The sequence below is a fragment of the Brevibacterium sp. RIT 803 genome, assembly GCF_016892625.1.
Lineage (GTDB): Bacteria > Actinomycetota > Actinomycetes > Actinomycetales > Brevibacteriaceae > Brevibacterium.
The window spans coordinates 501,105-518,524 of sequence record NZ_JAFEMW010000004.1 but is presented as its reverse complement, the minus strand read 5'-3'; the positions used below and the strand labels follow the sequence as shown (position 1 = coordinate 518,524).

The following is a 17,420-nucleotide window of genomic DNA, read 5'->3' as shown; positions in this document are numbered from 1 at the left end:
TATTCCTCAAAGGAGAAACAGTGTCATCGAAGTTCGCCGATCGCATCGCACGCGTTCAGCCGTCTGCCATCCGCGAGCTGCTCAGATACGGTGACGATCCTTCCATCACCTCCTTCGGCGGCGGGTACCCGGATGCCGCACTCTTTCCCGCGGCCGAACTCCAGCAGATCTACACCGAGATCCTGAGCAAGGAGAGTGCGACCGCACTGCAGTACACGGCCTCGGCGGGACTGCCCGGATTGCGGGGCCAGATCGCCGAACGCATGTCGAGCGCGGGTTCGGCGACGGATGCTGACGATGTTCTCATCCTCCAGGGCGCCCAGCAGGGTCTGGACCTGGTGGCGAAGCTGCTCATCAACCCGGGCGACGTCATCGTCACGGAGAACCCGACGTTCCTCGGTGCCCTCATCGCCTTCAACCCCTGCCAGCCCGAGTACGCCGCCGTTGACATGGACTCCGAGGGCATGGACGTCGACGCGCTTGAGGCGACCCTGGCCACGACCGAGAACATCAAGTTCATCTACGTCATCCCCGACTTCCAGAACCCGACCGGCGTCAGCCTCAGCCTGGAACGCCGGAAGCGCGTCATCGAACTGGCCAACGAATACGACGTTCTCGTGCTTGAGGATTCGCCCTACCGTGAACTCCGGTTCGAAGGTCAGCAGCTGCCGACCCTGACCTCACTCGACACCGAGCACCGGGTCATCCACCTCGGCAGCTTCTCGAAGATCCTCGCCCCCGGATTGCGGCTGGGCTGGGTGAGCGCGGCACCGGAGATCCTCGACAAGCTCGGTCTGCTCAAGCTCGCCGCCGACACCCAGTCGTCCACGCTGAACATGACAGCGGTGACGCGCTTCCTCGCCACTTACGATATTGATGCCCACGTCTCGGCGATGCGTGGGGTCTACCGCGCCAAGCGCGACCTCATGGTCTCGACGATGATCGAACATTTCCCCGCCGAGGTGACCGTGACCAGGCCCGAAGGTGGACTCTTCACCTGGGTGACCTTCCCCGAAGGCTTCGACGCGACCGCATTCATGGCCGAACATGCCCTGCCCGAGGCACGGGTCGCCTACGTGCCCGGCGGATCGTTCTTCCCAACCGAACAACGCAGCAATTATGCCCGGTTCAGCTACTCGGGTCAGTCCGATGATGAGATGGTCGATGCCCTGACCCGGCTGGGCGCGATCCTCAACGAACACATCTGAGCGAGAACCACGAGGTGATGGCGGACGCTGCTGTGGGCAGTGGCATCGTGTCACGCGCGTTCGATCGGCAGCCAGAGCTCGGTGGTGGCCGTGCTGAAGTCCGCTGCCCGGTCGATGATCGCAACGATCGAGGGCCCGGGCCGCAGCTGCCACGGATTCGACGGAAACCACTCACTCGCCGTCGCCGCCCAGGTCGTCTGCAGTGCTTCGGGAAAGCGGCCGGCAGTGGTGAAGACCGCCCAAGTTCCCGCCTCGACGTCGATGGCGTCGAGGTCCTCAGGGATCGAAGCGGGTGTCCCGACCGCGACGCCGTGCAGGTAGGTGAGCTCGGTGCCTTCCCGGTAGTCCGGGTCGACATCGGCTGTGACCTGAAGCATTCCGGTGGGCTCTGCGTCGCTGAGGGATTTGAGACGAGTGTGCTCATCCGCAGGCAGAGATTCGATGTGCTCGCGGATGTGCGGGTTCTCTCCCTCGTGGATGAGGGGCACGCGCTTGGCGTGGCCGATGAGTGAGAACGCCGGTTTGTCGGTGATTCGAGTGTCCATGGAAGAACTCCCTTCGATCGTCAGGCGGAACCTGATGGTTGATTGACTGCGAAGGGGGCCGCCGTCGCGCCGAACCGTAGACGGGCTCACGCCGTGGACGGAGTGGAACGCTCGCCCGAAGGCCTCAGCCGATCCGTAACCGAAGCGGACCGCGATGCCCAACAGGCCCCGACCGGCCGCGACATCGGCGGCAGCCACGGTCATCCGGCGACGTCGAACGTATTCCGACAGCGACATCCCCGACAGGGACGAGAACATGCGCCGTAGATGGTATTCGCTCAGGCCGAGTGTCCGTGCCAACGATTCGACATCGAGATGCGAAACCCCTTCGCCTCCGACAGTGCTGCCGGTTTCGGCGAGGTCCGACTCGATGAGGTCGATGAGCGTATTGAGTTCAGCGATCACGGTGTCTCCCTTCACTCATCAATGGTTCCGCGAAGGCGGTGCACACCGCCCGACAATCTCTGCCCGATTCAATCATGTGCGCGTGCGTGAGTCAGCACAGCGATGCATCCCCCACTGCCGAACTGGTCACTTCACCCCACGAGCGGTGCCAAATCGCCTCCGTGGGCATAGTGTCGTCTCATGGCCGTCATACCCAGGGCCGCTCCAACGCCGGAGCCGCCGACCGCGCTCGCCGTCTCGGCGGTGCTCGCGGGTGCTCTGTGCCTGTCGATCTCGGCGATCCTGGTCAAGCTCGCGGGCGTGGATGCGGCGACGACGGCCGTACTGCGATGCGCGATCGCCGTCATCGCCCTCGTGCCCCTGGCTCTGTTTGAGCGTCGACGCCACGGTGGGCTCTCTCGAGCAGGGATCCTCTGGGCGATCGCGGCCGGCATCGCGCTGGGCATCGACTACATTGCGTGGACGGCGTCGATCTACCTCGTGGGCGCGGGCGTCTCGACCGTGCTCGTCAATGTCCAGGTCATCGTCCTGCCAGTGCTCGCGTCGCTCGTCGACCGTGAGCGTGTGAGCGCACGTTTCCTCATCGCACTTCCGCTGATGCTCATCGGGGTCGGCCTGGTGGGAGGCATCGTCACGCTGACCGAGGTGGGGGACAGTGCCGTCCTCGGCACCGTTCTCGGTCTGATCGCGGGAATCGGCTACGGGGTGTACATGTTCCTCACTCGCCGTGGGACCAGGCGCAAGGCTGAGGGGACACTTCAGCCGTTGGCCTGGGCGACCGCCTCGGCGGCGGTGACTTCGGCGATCATCGCGCAGTTCACCGGCGGTCTCCACCTCACCGGGATCGGCCCGAAGTCGTGGATATATCTCATTGCCTTGGCCCTGCTCGGGCAGGTGGTCGCGTGGCTGCTCATCAACAGGGGCAGCGTCCGACTGGTGCCGACGATGACGGCAAGCCTGCTGCTCATCCAGCCCGTGCTCGCCCTCGTGCTCGCGGCGCTCATCCTCGGTGAAATGCTCACCCCGGGGCAGGCGATCGGTGCAGGCCTCGTTGTGCTCGCGGTGGCTGTCGCCAACGGGGTGTGGCGGCTGCGGACGAGACCCCGCCCGGCTCGGAGTCCAGGGGACGAGCTCAGGGCGCCAGGCTCGGCGCCTCTGTGATTGAGAACCGAGTCTTCAGCGCTCGCTGGGCGGCGAACCAGCCGTTCATTCCGTGCACGCCGGGTGCTGGTGGGGTCGCTGCCGAACACAGGTAGGCGCCGGGGACGCCGAGGCTGTAGTTGTCCCAACTCGTGCGCGGACGGGCCATCATTCGGTAGAAGGAGACGAGCCCGGTGGCGATGTCGCCTCCGATGTAGTTCTGGTTGTGGCTTGCCATCTCCGATGCGGGGATCGAATTGTAGGTGACGATGGTGTCGCGGAAGCCGGGGGCGAAACGTTCTATCTGCCTGATGATGTACTCGGCCGGATCGATCGGGCAGTCGAAGGGTACGTGGCAGTACGTCCACAGCGGGCGCAGACCATTCACCTCACGTGATGGGTCGAACACGGTCGGGTCGGAGACCAGACAGACAGGGTCGGCCGGCATGCGTCCGGCAATGACCTCGGCCTCGGCGGCAGCCATCTGCGCGCGAGTTCCTCCGACGTGGATGGTGCCCGCACAGTTGATGTTCTGATCGGCCCAGGGCACGGGCCCGTTGAGGACGAAGTCGACCTTGGCCGCGGCATTGCCCTGTTTGAAGCTGCGCAGCGACTTGTCGACCTTGGCCGGGATGAGGCCGGAGAAGATCTGAGCCGCATTCAGCGCCGAGGTGTCGAGGAGATAGGCCCGAGCAGGCGGCATATTGGAGACATGCTCGATGCGCGCATTCGTCGTCACCGTGCCGCCATGGGCCTCAAGATCGGCGACCAAGGCGTCGATGATCGCCTGCGAACCACCCACAGGCGATGGCCAGCCACCGGCGTGGGCAATGGTGGAGAGCATGGTGGCCGTGGCGGCAGTGCCCATGGCCGGCAGCCCGCCGATCGCGTGTGCGGCAACACCGGTGAACAGCGACTGAGACGTCTCATGCGAGAGCGGAATGTTCCAGGCCGGGCTCGCCTGGGACAGCAGCCGCAGTCCGAATTTCACCACATTCGCGATCCCGGGAACATCACGCAGGGTCTGAGGAACTGAGCGCTTGTCACCGAGGGAGAGCCAGATCGCGTCATCGACACGTTCGAGGAGCGGGGCGAAGAACCGTCGCCATTCGGGTCCGGCCGCGCCGAGGTGGTCGACCGTAGTTTCGAGATCGTGGAAGGCCAGCGCAGCGGGCTGATCGTCCAACGGTTGGGCGTAGGAGACCTCGGGAGTGGTGAACTCGAGCCCCCGAGCACGCAGGTCGAAGTCGACGAAGAAGGGACTCGAGATCGCCAAGGGATGAACGGCAGAGCAGATGTCGTGGGTGATGCCTGGAGCCAGGCCCAGGTCAAGGGTGCGAGCACCACCGCCGACGGTCGACTGGGCCTCGTACACCTGCACGGACAGACCGGCTCGAGCCATGGTCACGGCGGCGGCCATGCCGTTGGGGCCGGATCCGACGACGACGGCATCAACCTCAGAGTTGCTCATGGCTTCAGTCTAGGGGAGAGAGGGAGACGACCCCGGTGAGAGGATGCCTCTGATCGCGGGATGAGTCAGATCTTCGTTGTCGAGGACCCACGTGGCGTGGTCCCAGGGCGAGCATTGCGCGAAATAGAGTCGTTGTCCGCCGACATAACGATGGTTCGACTGCGCCTCGGGATCAGAATCGGACTGCCCGGCGAAGCGTTCGTTCCCACGGGGGACAGAGACCGCAAAGGGAACCTGCACCCACACACTTGCATCCCACAGCTCCCGAAGTTCGGGTCGGTGGAGAAAAATCCCATCCACGAGGAGGACGCAGTCCTCTGGCAGGCAGACGTGTGGTGGTAGGACGGCTAGGTCAGCATCGACATCCCAGACCGCTGGCGTGATCGACAGACCATGTCTGAACGGAGTCACGACGGATCGAATGAAGGCATCGTAGTCATAGGAATTCCGATAGAAGGAATCGGGGCCCGGGCCGTTCGCGTACCGAATCGAGCGGGGATGATGGAATCCGTCGATACTCAGTGACGAAATGGGGCGCAACCCGTCCTGGTCGGCCACCTCGACGAGTTCTTCGGCCACGACTGTTTTGCCCGCACCGTCGACCCCATCAATGGCAACAAGAACTCGCTTGCCGATGTTGACCTCGCGCAGCAGTGAGAGCAGTTGGTGGAGAACTACGCGACGGTCAGGCATCACGTGTGGGAGACAGAGATGGCGGCAACCTCAGCGGCGATGTACTCGGCGATCCGGTCCGCGGCAGCAGTGCGTCCGGCCGTGCGCTCGCCATCTTCGACGCTGGGGTTGTAGTTCGTGTTGGTGTTGATGTCGTAGACGACCTGGCGGCCATCGGCAGTCTCGATGAACTCAATTCCAGCGATGTCGATGTGCAGCTCGGTCAGGAGCGTCTCCAGCCTGCCGATGAGGGGCGTGTGCGCGGTGATGTCCTCACGCACGGAGAACGGGTCGAGTGGTGCCGCAGATGCGGAGGGGATCTCGCATGCCTCGGCGGGGCACAATTCGAAGGACCCATCGGAGACATCGACTCGCACCGCATAGTGGAACCGGCCGCCGATGAACTCGGCACGGGTGACGAACGGCTGCGCCGGCTGCACATATTCCTGGACCAGTGTGATTCCGTCGATCGGCTCGTTCGCACCACCGGCGGCGAAGTCACTCGCAGCCTCATCGAGTTCGGCATGAGACTCGAAAAGGCGCACGCCGAGTCCCTTGCCGCCCTGGTTGTGCTTGGTGATGAAGGGCGGGAGGAAATCGCGCGCCGCCGTGGACAGCGCAGCACTGCCGAAGACCGCCGAGGTGCGCGGGGTGTCGAAGTCGCGCATGGCGAGCTCGCGGTTCTGGCGGATTTTGCTCACCTCGAGTTCGTAGACGTCTGCGCCGTTGATGACCGTGCGTCCTGCGGTCTGGAGCCAGGCGAGTACCGCACGCCCGTAGTCCTTGACGTGCGGATCCGTGCGAGTGTGCGCCGAGGCGGACAGTCGCGACCAGAACAGGCCCTGCGGCGGCTCTGTGGTGAGATCGATCGAGACTTCAGGCAGCAGCCATTCGACGAACGGGATGTCTGATCGATGAAGGGCCTGCGCAAACGGTGCGATCCATTCGGGATTGTCATGAATGATGTAGACCGCTGGAACATCCGTGACGGGAAGCAGCTGTGTGCTCATCTGTAATACCTCGCATCCTGCAGCGGCGGCGAAGGGTGACTGGATGCACCCGCACACCTGTTCTGCTCAACAATCCTAATCCGAACGACCTCGTTGAGGCGAGGGACGCAGAATGTGAACCGTGCGCTCCAGCTTCACCGGGTTTCGTCCTCAGCGTACGCCTCATCGAAGAAGGCCAGTTCGAGGTGGACGCCGCGGTACCAGATGTGAGTCAGTCGGCCTCGTGTTGCAGCGGATTCTGCGTCCTCGCCGGTGGGGAACACCCGCTCAAGTTCGTCGACGAGGAACTGCACCCAGGCCCGGAAGGCGTCACCGCGGTGCAGGTCGATCCACCCGGAATGGACCCGGCGTGGAGGCATCGGTTCTGAGCGCTCGCCCCAATCGAGGTAGAGCCACTCGGCGATGACGAGCACGACGAGCAGCTCTGCGTAGGAGGCCGAGTCGATGGCCTCGTCCATGAGGTCGCGGAAGCCCTCGGTCGGCTCAGCCAGCTGGGGGTCAGCGTAGTCGGCGGCAGGGACACCCACCTCGGCGAAGGCCATGAGGAAATACGAATCCTCGTCGGCTTCGAGGAAGCCGAGCTGTTTGGCGAACCGCAGCTTGGGCCCGAGCGCATCGCCGTGAGCGACGCACGCGCCGAGCATCGAGAGGAAGGATTCGAAGAACTGGTAGTCCTGGATCAGGTACCGACTCATCACGGAGTCTTCGACCGTGCCGGCAAACAGTTCGGTGACGAACCTGTGTCCGACTGCCGCCTCCCAGGCTGGAGCTGTTTGTGCTCTCAGACTCGCAACGAACCCCTCTGGGGTCAGTCGAATGCCGCTGTTGGTGGTGTGTTTCGTGTCAACGTCGCTCATCGGTGTCCGAGCTCACTTCCTCCGCCGGAGTTGACCGGATCAGGTTCGAAGGGTCTGCTTGCGCACTCTCAGCGCCCATCTCATAGCGCTCCCCTGTGGTGTTTCGAGCCTAGCATCGACAGGCGCGTAGACTTCCAGCATGGCAATCGCAAAGCAGCCCGTCGTCGTTCTCGACGCCCCTGACGCACGCGAACTCGCGGAGTTCTACGGTCAGCTCCTCGACTGGCAGGTCAGAGTCGATGACGACGGCACCTGGGCAGAGATCACATCCGATTCCTGGCCGCCGATCTGCTTCCAGCAGGTCGAGGACTATCACGCACCCAGCTGGCCGGGCCAAGCCCACCCACAGCAGATGCACCTCGACGTCATCGTCGACGACCTTGATGTCGCCGAGGCGGCCGTGGTCGAACTCGGCGCCGGGAAGGCGGCAGAGCAGCCGGGTGAGACCTTCCGCGTCTTCTTGGACCCGGCAGGTCACCCGTTCTGCCTCGTGCTGAACTGAGGTTCTGGCCGGTGCAGACGCGGAACTAGAGTGATCACATGCGCGTGATCACCTCATTCGATGACCTCGAACCGGTTCCATGGGCCAATGGTGCGGGGGAGACGACCGAGCTCGTCTCGCTCACCGAATCCCAGTTTCTGACCCCGAGCCGACGACGGTGGCGCCTGAGCATCGCGCGACTGGACCGTCCGGCTGCGTTCTCCCCATTGCCGGGCTTGGCACGCACGTTCCTTCCTATCGGCGCCGAGGTTGTCCTTGAGATCGACGGACAGGTGCACCGTGTCGCCCAGGATGACCCGCAGAGGTTCCGTGGGGATCAGATTGTCTCCCTCATCGAACTGGGCGCCCCGTGCTTCGCCCTCAACCTCATGGTCGAGTCGGACGACGGGGCAGAATCGGAACACGTCGGGATGGAGATGTCGACGCGATCGACCGGTTCCGACTTCTTCGCAGTGACTGTGGAATCGGGTGCCGGCTACCCGAGATTTCAGGTGCTGGAACTCGAGGAAACGGACGTACTTCCGGATCACCTCGGCCTGGCCATCCTGCACTGAGACGGCGGTCCTCGCAGAGGCCGAATTCGGACCTGCGAGTATCCTGCCAAGCGCCTGTCCTGTGCGTCACACCGATCGGCATCATTGCAGGTCAACGGTCATGGGGGCGCAGTCGTCTCACAGTGTTGTCCCAGCTTCTGAGAGGGTGGGTCAGGAACTCCGGAAATGGACGGCCGATACTGGACTCAGAGACCAGTCATCGGAGGTATTTTGGTGTCGAATCAGAATGAGTCAGGCAGACAGAACGGGCAGAACGTCGCAGCGTCCGATCACGGCAGATCAGCATCGGGAGACGGCGGATCCGAAACGACCGTGCAGGCATCGCAGACCCTGCCCCTGATCACCGAAGAACTCGCCGCCACACACGCCAGGAGCACTCAGTCGACACCGACGACGAGCGCGCACGTGAGCACGCCGGTGATGCCGCCGAATCCGATTCGACGCGAAGAGCAGCCGGTGTCAGCAGGGTCGGCGACTCGGATGATGCAGGAGAACACCACTGCCGGCGGTGAATCTACAGCGAAGGATGACGTCGCCGAGAATGCGAAGGGCGACGTCGGTGAGAAGAAGGAGAAGAGCGAGAGCAGGGTCTCGGCGACCCAGCTCGTCGCCGGTGCCGCAGCCGCAGCGACCTCCTCGGTCATCGGCGGGCAGCTGGGCGTGGCCGGAACTGTCGTCGGTGCAGGGGTCGCGAGCATCATCACCGGACTCGCGGTGACGCTCTATACCAGCAGCCTCGACAAGGGCAAAGAGAAGATCAGAGAGGTCGGCACGAAGCTCGCTCCGGCAGTCAAGGCGAAGTCACTCGGTGCCAAGACTCAGCGATCCTCTGCTGTCTCATCAACCCATACAACAGGACCGTCCCGCGCCACCAGCACCTTCGGGAGCCTGAGCGACGAGGCGGAGGCCGCCACGACCGTCGACGCCCCGTCAGCGCAGCACCCGTCACCCGATACCACCGATGCGGCCAACGATGAACCGAAATCGTGGTGGCAGAAGCTGCGCCGCAAACGCGTCCTCTACCCGGTGGCTATCGGGGTGGCGACATTCGGAATCGGGCTGGGTGCCGTGGTCATGGCCGAATCATTCACCGACACCGACATCTCGCCAGGGACCTCACAGATCTCACGATCAGTGACCGGAGACTCCGGCACCGGGGATGACTCCGAAACATCGCAAGACGGAGGCGGCACTGCCGAATCCAGCTCTTCCGGGGACGATTCCCAGCCCGGCCAGAACCCGAATCAGGGGAGCGGAACCGAGAGCTCGACGACGAGTGAAGGACAGTCCACCTCGGCGAACGAGGGCAGCTCCACCACCACCTCCTCGACTGCAGATCAGACGGGGACCGATCAGGGCACCGATGCCAGTTCGTCCACAACCACCGGCGACGACACCGCAGGAGCCGCCAGCGATTCGAGCGGGTCCAGCAGTGCCGAAGCGGACACCTCGGGCGGGGGCGCAACTTCGACGGACGGGGGCTCGAGTTCCGGCTCGCAGGGTGGAGCTGGCAGCTCTGGCTCCGGCAGTTCGAGTGGAGGATCCAGCTCAAGCGGAGGCTCGGGTGACGGTGTGGGCAGCGGTTCCGGCTCGAGCTCTGCAGGCGGTGGAAGCGCCGCGACTGCCGAAGGCTGAGGGGCAGGAATAGTGAACAGGGTGGCCTTGGTTGTATCGAGTAAGGAACCTGGATAGCGTGAAAGTCGGCTGCGCCAGTCTTGAGCACGCTGCCAGGAACTCGATATCAGGGGAGCCGGATCGGCCTTCGCTTCATCGCATACAGGCGAGCGATGTTCGTCCTATGATGGTTGAAGTGGACCGGGAAGCATGACTCCCCGTCGCTCAATCGGTTGAAGGAGAAGCAATGACTAAACACGCTGATCATGAACATCCAGGATTCGACGGTGCGAAGCCGTCGACGACCGAATCAGGTGCTCCACGAGAGTCCGACGCGCACTCGCTGAGCGTCGGAGCAGACGGCCCACTCCTCCTCCACGATGTTGCACTCGTTGAGAAGCTGGCTCGGTTCGACCGCGAACGCGTTCCCGAACGCAGCCCGCACGCCAAGGGCTCCGGTGCCTTCGGTGAACTGGAGATCACTGCAGACGTCTCCGCCTACACCCGGGCGAAGTTCCTGCAGAAGGGCACCAAGACCCCGATGCTCGCACGGTTCTCCACCGTCGCCGGTGAGCTGGGCTCACCCGATTCCTGGCGCGATGTGCGTGGGTTCTCACTCAAGTTCTACACCGAAGACGGAAACTTCGACATGGTGGGCAACAACACCCCCGTGTTCTTCGTTCGCGACCCCATGAAGTTCCCCGACTTCATCCACTCGCAGAAGCGCACCCCCGATTCGGGGCTGCGCAGCAACAACATGCAGTGGGACTTCTGGTCGCTCTCGCCGGAATCGGCACACCAGGTCACCTACCTGATGGGACCGCGTGGCCTGCCCAGGACTTGGCGGAACATGAACGGCTACTCCTCGCACACCTACTTGTGGGCGAATGAAGCCGGCGAACGCTTCTGGGTCCAGTACCACTTCCACACCGATCAGGGCGTGGAGAACATGAGCAACGAAGAAGCCGGCAGGCTCGCCGGCGAGGATGCTGACGTCCACCGTCGGGACCTGTTCGATGCGATCGAACGCGGTGACTACCCGTCGTGGACCGTCCACGTCCAGATCATGCCGTACGAAGAGGCCAAGACCTACCGCTTCAATCCCTTCGACCTCACCAAGACCTGGTCGAAGAAGGACTACCCGCTCGTGGAGATCGGCAAGTTCACGCTCAACAAGAATCCGTCGAACCACTTCGCGCAGATCGAGCAGGCCGCGTTCAGCCCCTCGAACACCGTGCCGGGCACGGGAATCTCGCCCGACAAGATGCTGATGGGGCGTGTCTTCTCCTACCCGGATGCGCAGCGCAACCGCATCGGCACGAACTTCAACCAGCTGCCGGTCAACGCACCCATCACGAAGACCAACTCCTATGACAAGGAAGGTCAGATGGAGTACCACCACTCAGGTGATGCTCCTGTCTACGCACCGAACTCCTACGGCAGGTCCTACCAGGCCGAGGAGGCTCAGGTCGAAGCACGGTGGGAGGCTGATGGTGAACTGGTCCGCAGTGCCGCCACTCTCCACGCAGAGGACGACGACTTCGGTCAGGCACACACCCTGGTCCGCGAGGTCTACTCCGAAGAGGAGCGCCAGGGACTCATCGAAACCGTCGTCGGTGCACTCAAGGACGGCGTGGAAGAGCCTGTGCTCTCCAACGTCTTCGCGTACTGGCGCAACATCGATGAAGAGGTCGGCCGCGCAATCGAGGACAAGTACAGGTCCGAGACCGCGTGATGACGTCGGGCGGGGCATCGGCACAGCGTTGATGCCCTGACTGAGTGTCCGAGAACTCAGAGACTCTCCGGGTGCTGAGCGACCATTGCAGGTTGCCGAGCACCCGGAGAGTTTCTCTGTGACTGTTCCGGCCTCCGAGCTCAGTCGTCGATCTCGTCGAGAAGCTTCTTCTCGTCGATGGCCAGCTGCTCCTTGTCGAGGTGCTGCATGAAGTGCTTCTTGCCTCGGGCATACCAGAGCACAACGCTGATGACGAGCACGGCGAGGACAGCGATGGGGGAGTAGTTGAAGGTCGAGATGGTGATCGGCAGGGTCGGTGGCAGCACGAACAGGATGCAGATGAAGATCACCCAGACGACGGCGATCCACCCAATGACTGCGCTCCACCGTCCCAGATTCCACGGACCCGGCTTGAACGCATCGCCCTTGAGTCGGCGCAGCAACACGGGTGCCACGTAGGCGATGTAGAGCCCGATCACCGCCACACTCGTCACCGCCAGATAAGCGGTCTCATTGAAGAGCGCCGGCACTGTCAGGATCGAGGACAGCACAATGCACAGCCAGATCGAGTTCGTGGGTGTGCCGGTGCGTGGGTTGACCTTCTTCCAGTACTTGGATCCGGGGATCGCATCGTCGCGGGAGAATGCGTAGCTCATCCGCGAGTTCGCCGTCACCGAGGCCATGCCGCAGAAGAACTGGGCGCCGCAGACGATGAAGAGCAGGAACTTCGCCATCGTCGGATTGTTCAGAGCGTCGAGGAACACCTGAGCCGGAGGCAGACCGGTTGCGGTGGCGTTGAGAGCGGTGAGCCCCGCCTCGGAGCCGTCCTGGATCGCGGCCGTGATCGAGTACAGCAGGATCCATCCGCCGATGATCGAGATCAGGACGCTCATGACGATGCCCTTGGGGGCTGCGATCGACGCGTTCTTGGTCTCCTCGGCCACGTGCGCAGAGGCGTCATAGCCGGTGTAGGTGTACTGCGCCATAAGCAGCCCCATGAGGAACACGAACGGCATGAACGTGAACCCGGTTTCGTTGTGCCAGGCTGTCATGGTCCAGCTGAACGACTGATGCTTCGTGGGCATGATCCACAAGGCTGTCACGATGACGAGCACACCGACGATGTGCCACCAGGCCGAGACGCCGGAGAGCAGATTGACCAGGTTGACGCCGAAGGTGTTGAGCAGACCATGCAGGGTGATGATGACGAGGAACAGGACGAAGGTGTTGAGTGCAGTGGGCACGACCCCGAAGGTCAGTGCCGCAAAGGCCATCATGGTCGTCGCTGCGCCGTAGTCGATGGCTGCGGTCACCGCCACCTCGCCGAGGAAGTTGAACCATCCTACGTACCAGGCCCAATGTCGCTTGTTGCGTTTGGCTAGGCGACCGGCCCAGAAGTACAGGCCACCCGCCGTGGGGTACTTCGAGCAGACTTCGGCCATGGCCAGTGCCACGCAGAGGACGAAGATGCCGACCAGAGGCCACCCGATCGTGATCGCTGCCGGGCCGCCCGATCCCAGCGCAATGCTGTAGGAGGTGATGCAGCCGGCGAGGATCGAGATGATGGAGAAGGAGACCGCGAAGTTGCCGAAACCCGACATGCCGCGCTTGAGCTCCTGTTTGTAGCCGAGCTCGGCAAGACTGGCCTCGTCAGCGCTGAGGGCTGGGGCCGGATCGTCGGGTGGAGAGGATTCATTGCTCATGGACAACACCGTTCTGCTTGAAATGGTTGCTTCCGCTGGCTGGCTGGCTGCCTCGCTGGCTGGATCGGTCGTCGCTGACCGATCGGCTTCATCCGGCTGTCGGCCAGACGCTGACGCTGCGGCTGACGCTTGCACCTCCAACGGGAACGCGACCGTACAACGTGTGCCGAAGTCGCGAAACCTGTGCGTGATGCAGCTCACAGATCCGTTCTGACGTTGAGCTTGTCACCGTGCCTATGGTTTGTCAATAGGTATTTGTTCATACCGCAAAGCGGGGATGTCGCCAATTTCGCTCCAGCTATTGCGCACAAATGGTCCAGTGGCATACCTTAAATATGAGAGTCATCCTGATCCGCCGCAAACCGCCACTGCCGCACAGAATCACCCCGCAACGATGAGTGATCACCGCAGGGATGCAGTCCGTCGCAAGGATGCGAACACATCGCCGGGGTGAGCTACCGAGAAGAGGAACCATGAGCGTGACTTCATCAGATATGACCCTGGAGCAGCTGCAGGCAGAGATCGCCGCCGGCCGCGTCGACACAGTCCTCGTCGCCGCCACGGACATGCAGGGCAGGCTTCAGGGCAAGAGGATCACCGGCCGCTTCTTCCTCGATGAGGTGATGGACAACGGGACCGAAGGCTGCAACTACCTCATGGCCGCTGACGTTGAGATGAACACCGTCGACGGCTACGAACTCACCTCCTGGGAACGCGGTTACGGCGACCTCATGTTCGTCCCCGACTACTCGACCCTGCGCCGCATTCCCTGGCACCCGGCGACGGTCATGGTCCAATGCGACTTGGCCTTCCTCGACGGCTCGCCGCTGAGCGTCTCACCACGACAGGTGCTCAAGGCTCAGCTGGAGCGACTCGAGAAGGTGGGCTATTCGCCCATCGGTGCCACGGAACTCGAATTCGCTCTCTACAACACCGGCTACCGCGAGGCGATGGCCGGCGACTACCGCAACCTCGAAGCCGCCAGCACCTACAACATCGACTACTCCCTCTTCGGCACCGGTCAGGTCGAAGGGTACCTGCGTCGTCTGCGCAATGAGATGGACGAAGCCGGTCTCTACACCGAAAGCGCGAAGGGCGAATGCAACCTCGGCCAGCTCGAGGTCGGCTTCCGCTACACCGACATGCTCACCACCTGCGACAATCACGTCGTCTACAAGCTCGGTGCGAAGGAGATCGCAGACCAAGAGGGCAAGTCGGTGACCTTCATGGCCAAACCCAATGACCGCGAAGGCAGTTCCTGCCACATCCACATGAGCCTGCGCGACACGGACGGCACACCGGTCTTCCCCGCCGGCCACGGCACCGAGATGTCGAAGACGATGCAGCACTTCGTCGCCGGAGTCGTCGCCACTCAACATGACTTCACCTACCTCTACGCCCCGAACGTCAACTCCTACAAACGCTTTGCCGACGGCTCCTTCGCCCCCACCGCAGTGGGCTGGGGGTGGGACAACCGAACCTGTGCCGTGCGCATCGTCGGCCACGGTCCCGCCCTGCGTTTCGAACAGCGAGTCCCCGGCGCAGACGCCAACCCCTACCTTGCGAGTGCGGCCCTCATTGCGGCCGGAATACACGGAATCGAGAACCAACTCGAACTGCCCGAGGCGCTCGCCGGCAATGCCTACACCCAGGATGCCCCGACCATCCCACGCCGCCTCCACGATGCCGTCGCGGCCTTCGAATCCTCCGAGGTCGCCCGCCATGCCTTCGGCGACGAGGTCGTGAACCACTACACCCACGCCGGTCGTGTGGAGATGGCGGCCTTCGACGCCGCAGTCACCGATTGGGAGGTCCGGCGTGGCTTCGAACGACTCTGACCCGGCGCTCGGCAACGCGGCCCTCGACCCGACGATGCGCCGCCCGCTCATCGGGCTTCCCACCTACTACGGCCGCGGCCAGTTCGGAGTCTGGGACCGGGACGCGGCGTTCCTGCCCAGCGTCTACGTCACCGCTGTCACACGCGCCGGTGGCCGCGTCGTCCTCCTGCCCCCGGAAGATCCCTGGACTCTCAACGAGGTCGCCGAACTCGACGGCATCATCCTCACCGGCGGCGACGACGTCGACCCCGCACTCTACGATGCACAGGCCCACCCTCGCACCCAGGTGCCCAACGTGCGTCGCGACTCCTTCGAGACCACCCTGTACCGGCATGCCCGCTGCGCGAATGTGCCGGTCGTCGCGATCTGCCGCGGCGCGCAGATCGTCAACACCGTCCACCGCGGTTCCCTGCACCAGCACCTGCCCGACGTCGAGGGCTACGGCGCTCATGAGGCAGAGAAGAAGGACGAATTCGCCGAGGTGGCCGTGAGAATCGTACCCGACACCGCCGTATCCGATCTGCTCGGAACCGGTGCCACGGTCAGGTGCCATCATCACCAGGCCATCGACCGCCTCGGCGATGGACTGATCGTCAGCGCACGCTCCGAGGACGGCTGCATCGAGGCCCTCGAGACACCAGACGGGTCGATGCTCGCTGTTCAGTGGCACCCCGAGGAGACCCTGGAGGATCTGCGGCTGTTCGCAGGCCTTGTGGCGGCTGCGACCCAGCGCATGAGCGCACCACTGACGACACCCGAAACTGCGACACCCGAAACCGCGACACCCGAGACGAATGCGGAGGCCCACCGATGACCGAAGTGATCAACCCCGCGACCGAGGCACTCATCACCTCGGTCGATGCCCACAGCGCCGAGGCGACGAAGGACGCGATCGGACGCTCCGCCGACGCCTTCGCTCGGTGGCGGGCCACAGCGCCGGCCGAGCGGGCCGAACTGCTGCGCGCCTTCGCCGGCGCCGTCGATGCCGACATCGACAACCTTGCCGCACTCGAGGTCGCCGAGGCCGGGCACACCATCGGCAATGCCCGGGGTGAGGCCGGGAACGTCCGCGATGTCCTCAACTACTTCGCCGGCGGAGTCGAGCGCCACCTAGGCGATCAGATTCCCGTGGCCGGGGGAGTGAACATCACGTTCAACGAACCGCTCGGGGTCGTCGGAATCATCGTGCCGTGGAACTTCCCGATGCCGATCGCCGGCTGGGGCTTCGCACCGGCGCTTGCCGCGGGCAACACCGTGGTCCTCAAGCCCGCCGAGCTGACCCCGCTGACGGCGATCCGCCTCGGCGAATTGGCCCTGCAGGCAGGGCTTCCCGCCGATGTCTTCCAGGTCATCCCCGGCAAAGGATCCGTCGTCGGCCAGACCTTCACCGATGACCCCCGGGTCGCGAAGATCGTGTTCACCGGCTCGAGCGCGGTGGGCGAGGCGATCATGGTCGACGCGGCGAAGACGATGAAACGGACAACGCTGGAACTCGGCGGCAAGTCCGCGAACATCGTCTTCGACGACGCCGACCTCGAACTCGCCGCGGCCACCGCACCCTACGGCGTCTTCGACAATGCCGGCCAGGACTGCTGCGCCCGCTCGCGCATCCTCGTCCACGACTCTGTCTTCGACCGCTTCATGGAACTCCTCGAACCAGCGGTCTCCGGGGTGGTCGTCACCGATCCCAGCCTCGAGGAGGCAGAGATGGGACCGCTCATCTCCGCAGCCCACCACGAGAGCGTGGCCGGATTCCTCGACGGCGTGGACATCGCGTTCACCGGCAGCGCACCCGAGGGCGCCGGGTACTGGATGGCGCCGACGGTCGTACTGCCGACATCACCGCGTGATCGCATCGTCACCGAGGAGGTGTTCGGGCCCGTCGTGACCGTGCAGCGTTTCCGCGACGAAGCCGAGGCGATCACCATGGCCAATGATTCGCCCTACGGCCTGTCGGGTTCGATCTGGACGCGCGATGTGGGCCGCGGACTGCGGGTCGCCCGCGGCGTGGACTCGGGGGCGCTGTCGCTGAACTCCCATTCCGCGGTGCGCTATTCGACCCCCTTCGGCGGGTTCAAACGCTCCGGCATCGGCCGCGAACTCGGACCCCACGCGATGGACTCATTCACCGAGACGAAGAACCTCTTCATCGCCACGGACTGATCG

15 protein-coding genes and 1 riboswitch are annotated in these 17,420 nt (G+C 63.8%); of the genes, 9 read left to right on the top strand and 6 right to left on the bottom strand.

Going from position 1 to position 17,420, the window contains the following annotated elements:
* Positions 1 to 20: 20 nt before the first annotated feature.
* Positions 21 to 1,208: an aminotransferase-like domain-containing protein gene (locus tag JTF07_RS15490; protein WP_204235092.1), complete on the top strand. Its 1,188-nt coding sequence runs from the start codon at positions 21 to 23 to the stop codon at positions 1,206 to 1,208.
* Positions 1,209 to 1,258: 50 nt separating this feature from the next.
* Here the strand turns inward: JTF07_RS15490 and JTF07_RS15485 are convergent, their stop codons facing one another.
* Positions 1,259 to 2,158: an AraC family transcriptional regulator gene (locus tag JTF07_RS15485; RefSeq protein WP_204235158.1), complete on the bottom strand. Its 900-nt coding sequence runs from the start codon at positions 2,156 to 2,158 to the stop codon at positions 1,259 to 1,261.
* A 180-nt stretch (positions 2,159 to 2,338) separates the two neighbouring features.
* Between JTF07_RS15485 and JTF07_RS15480 the strand changes: the two genes are divergently transcribed.
* Positions 2,339 to 3,319, top strand: a complete 981-nt coding sequence (locus tag JTF07_RS15480; RefSeq protein WP_252199840.1) for a DMT family transporter — start codon at positions 2,339 to 2,341, stop codon at positions 3,317 to 3,319.
* On the opposite strand, the gene JTF07_RS15475 is transcribed toward JTF07_RS15480, so the two are convergent.
* The 4 genes from JTF07_RS15475 to JTF07_RS15460 all read right to left on the bottom strand — a co-directional run bounded on the left by JTF07_RS15475 (position 3,291) and on the right by JTF07_RS15460 (position 7,308).
* Entirely contained in the window at positions 3,291 to 4,769 is a 1,479-nt protein-coding gene (locus tag JTF07_RS15475; protein WP_204235091.1) for a phytoene desaturase family protein, read from the bottom strand. The genes JTF07_RS15480 and JTF07_RS15475 overlap by 29 nt on opposite strands.
* A 9-nt stretch (positions 4,770 to 4,778) precedes the next feature.
* Entirely contained in the window at positions 4,779 to 5,462 is a 684-nt protein-coding gene (locus JTF07_RS15470; protein WP_204235157.1) for a nucleoside/nucleotide kinase family protein, read from the bottom strand.
* Complete coding sequence (locus tag JTF07_RS15465) at positions 5,462 to 6,451, bottom strand: ATP-grasp domain-containing protein (protein ID WP_204235090.1); 990 nt, start codon at positions 6,449 to 6,451, stop codon at positions 5,462 to 5,464. Before JTF07_RS15465 ends, JTF07_RS15470 begins: the two co-directional genes overlap by 1 nt.
* A gap of 134 nt (positions 6,452 to 6,585) precedes the next feature.
* Positions 6,586 to 7,308, bottom strand: coding sequence for a TenA family protein (locus JTF07_RS15460; protein ID WP_204235089.1), 723 nt, complete (start codon positions 7,306 to 7,308; stop codon positions 6,586 to 6,588).
* Positions 7,308 to 7,413: riboswitch (TPP riboswitch) on the bottom strand. Its footprint overlaps the gene before it by 1 nt.
* A 34-nt stretch (positions 7,414 to 7,447) precedes the next feature.
* On the opposite strand from JTF07_RS15460, the gene JTF07_RS15455 reads away from it, so the two are divergent.
* The 4 genes from JTF07_RS15455 to JTF07_RS15440 all read left to right on the top strand — a co-directional run bounded on the left by JTF07_RS15455 (position 7,448) and on the right by JTF07_RS15440 (position 11,713).
* Positions 7,448 to 7,810, top strand: coding sequence for a VOC family protein (locus JTF07_RS15455; protein ID WP_204235088.1), 363 nt, complete (start codon positions 7,448 to 7,450; stop codon positions 7,808 to 7,810).
* A gap of 38 nt (positions 7,811 to 7,848) precedes the next feature.
* Positions 7,849 to 8,364, top strand: coding sequence for a HutD family protein (locus JTF07_RS15450; RefSeq protein ID WP_204235087.1), 516 nt, complete (start codon positions 7,849 to 7,851; stop codon positions 8,362 to 8,364).
* Positions 8,365 to 8,577: 213 nt separating this feature from the next.
* Complete coding sequence (locus JTF07_RS15445) at positions 8,578 to 9,999, top strand: hypothetical protein (RefSeq protein ID WP_204235086.1); 1,422 nt, start codon at positions 8,578 to 8,580, stop codon at positions 9,997 to 9,999.
* Positions 10,000 to 10,225: 226 nt separating this feature from the next.
* A complete protein-coding gene (locus JTF07_RS15440) occupies positions 10,226 to 11,713 on the top strand; it encodes a catalase (protein ID WP_204235085.1) in 1,488 nt (495 codons plus the stop codon).
* 140 nt (positions 11,714 to 11,853) lie between these two features.
* Here JTF07_RS15440 and JTF07_RS15435 read toward each other — a convergent pair whose 3' ends face one another.
* Positions 11,854 to 13,416 (bottom strand): amino acid permease, encoded by a 1,563-nt coding sequence (locus JTF07_RS15435; protein WP_204235084.1) that lies wholly within the window; start codon positions 13,414 to 13,416, stop codon positions 11,854 to 11,856.
* A 473-nt stretch (positions 13,417 to 13,889) separates the two neighbouring features.
* Between JTF07_RS15435 and JTF07_RS15430 the strand changes: the two genes are divergently transcribed.
* The 3 genes from JTF07_RS15430 to JTF07_RS15420 are packed head-to-tail and all read left to right on the top strand — an operon-like array spanning position 13,890 to position 17,417.
* Positions 13,890 to 15,254: a glutamine synthetase family protein gene (locus JTF07_RS15430; protein WP_204235083.1), complete on the top strand. Its 1,365-nt coding sequence runs from the start codon at positions 13,890 to 13,892 to the stop codon at positions 15,252 to 15,254.
* Positions 15,235 to 16,068, top strand: coding sequence for a gamma-glutamyl-gamma-aminobutyrate hydrolase family protein (locus tag JTF07_RS15425; RefSeq protein WP_353843987.1), 834 nt, complete (start codon positions 15,235 to 15,237; stop codon positions 16,066 to 16,068). Before JTF07_RS15430 ends, JTF07_RS15425 begins: the two co-directional genes overlap by 20 nt.
* Complete coding sequence (locus JTF07_RS15420; protein ID WP_204235082.1) at positions 16,065 to 17,417, top strand: aldehyde dehydrogenase family protein; 1,353 nt, start codon at positions 16,065 to 16,067, stop codon at positions 17,415 to 17,417. Before JTF07_RS15425 ends, JTF07_RS15420 begins: the two co-directional genes overlap by 4 nt.
* Positions 17,418 to 17,420: the final 3 nt, after the last annotated feature.

Excerpts from the sequence above, each read along its gene's own strand:
- JTF07_RS15450 (WP_204235087.1), top strand. The coding sequence starts at position 7,849 with ATGCGCGTGATCACCTCATTCGATGACCTCGAACCGGTTCCATGGGCC.
- JTF07_RS15420 (WP_204235082.1), top strand. The coding sequence starts at position 16,065 with ATGACCGAAGTGATCAACCCCGCGACCGAGGCACTCATCACCTCGGTC.
- JTF07_RS15480 (WP_252199840.1), top strand. The coding sequence starts at position 2,339 with ATGGCCGTCATACCCAGGGCCGCTCCAACGCCGGAGCCGCCGACCGCG.
- JTF07_RS15455 (WP_204235088.1), top strand. The coding sequence starts at position 7,448 with ATGGCAATCGCAAAGCAGCCCGTCGTCGTTCTCGACGCCCCTGACGCA.
- JTF07_RS15440 (WP_204235085.1), top strand. The coding sequence starts at position 10,226 with ATGACTAAACACGCTGATCATGAACATCCAGGATTCGACGGTGCGAAG.
- JTF07_RS15430 (WP_204235083.1), top strand. The coding sequence starts at position 13,890 with ATGAGCGTGACTTCATCAGATATGACCCTGGAGCAGCTGCAGGCAGAG.
- JTF07_RS15465 (WP_204235090.1), bottom strand. The coding sequence starts at position 6,451 with ATGAGCACACAGCTGCTTCCCGTCACGGATGTTCCAGCGGTCTACATC.
- JTF07_RS15435 (WP_204235084.1), bottom strand. The coding sequence starts at position 13,416 with ATGAGCAATGAATCCTCTCCACCCGACGATCCGGCCCCAGCCCTCAGC.
- JTF07_RS15475 (WP_204235091.1), bottom strand. The coding sequence starts at position 4,769 with ATGAGCAACTCTGAGGTTGATGCCGTCGTCGTCGGATCCGGCCCCAAC.
- JTF07_RS15470 (WP_204235157.1), bottom strand. The coding sequence starts at position 5,462 with ATGCCTGACCGTCGCGTAGTTCTCCACCAACTGCTCTCACTGCTGCGC.
- JTF07_RS15460 (WP_204235089.1), bottom strand. The coding sequence starts at position 7,308 with ATGAGCGACGTTGACACGAAACACACCACCAACAGCGGCATTCGACTG.